General features: G+C 65.5%; 1 protein-coding gene and 1 pseudogene. Both read right to left on the bottom strand.

Translation table 11 applies throughout. The features are described from left to right. A partial coding sequence (locus HWX25_RS32660; RefSeq protein ID WP_175912717.1) for an ATP-binding protein occupies positions 1–497 on the bottom strand: 497 nt, incomplete at its 3' end. Then, positions 490–844, bottom strand: a pseudogene (locus tag HWX25_RS32655) (IS21 family transposase); the annotation flags it as partial. The gene HWX25_RS32660 and the pseudogene HWX25_RS32655, both read right to left, overlap by 8 nt.

Below are 844 nucleotides of genomic sequence, written 5' to 3'. Positions count from 1 at the left end.
TCGTCCAGGATGACCAGGTCAAGGCGGAGCAGACTCGCCGCGATCCGTCCAGCACGGCCCTGCGCCTTTTCCTGTTCCAGTGCGTTGGCCAGATCCACTGTCGAGTAGAAGCGCACTCGCTTGCCGTGATGCATGATTCCGGACACGCCGATGGCGGTTGCCAGATGCGTTTTGCCCGAGCCCGGGCCACCGACCAGAACCAGGTTCTGTGCGCCTTCGGTGAACGTCATGCTGGCCAGTTGCATGACGAGCTGGCGATCAACCGGTGAGCCCTCGAAGTCGAAGCCGGCGATGTCCCGATGCACCGGGAACTTCGCCGCGTTCATCTGGTGGCTGACCGAACGCACGGCCCGATCCGCACTCTCGGCCTGCAGCAGCCGTTCGAGCAGCCACTGCGAAGACGCCACCTCGACGTTACCCTGTTCGAGCAACTCGCCCCAGCCGGCTGCCATGCCGTGCAACCGCAGCTGTTTGAGTTCGATGATCAGATCACGCATGACCGGCCTCCGGCTGTTGCAGTGCCGGGCGCAGGCCATCGTAGCGCGATGTGTCGGCCAGCGGCGGTGTCGTCAGTTGTAGCGCCGTGTCGATCTTCGGTGGCATCTTCACACCGCGCATGCGCGACAGCACGTTCACCACATGCTCGACGCTGACGCGCCCGGAGGGCGGCGCCTGTTCAAGTGCCAGCTCGACCGCAATCAGCACGGTGCCCAGACCGCTTTCCGGCACCAGCGCCAGAACTTTCGCCATCACGCGCTCGCCGCCCGTTTCGCGCAGCAGCGCGCGGCGCAGGCGTTGCAGCGGCTCGGGCATATCCAGAAACGGCGCGCCGTTGCGCAGTGCG

Origin of the sequence: Burkholderia sp. BCC1640 (genome assembly GCF_902833125.1) — a bacterium.
GTDB classification, from domain to species: Bacteria; Pseudomonadota; Gammaproteobacteria; order Burkholderiales; family Burkholderiaceae; genus Burkholderia; species Burkholderia diffusa.
Note: the sequence above shows the minus strand (reverse complement) of the source record. Positions and strands in the feature narration are given on the sequence as shown.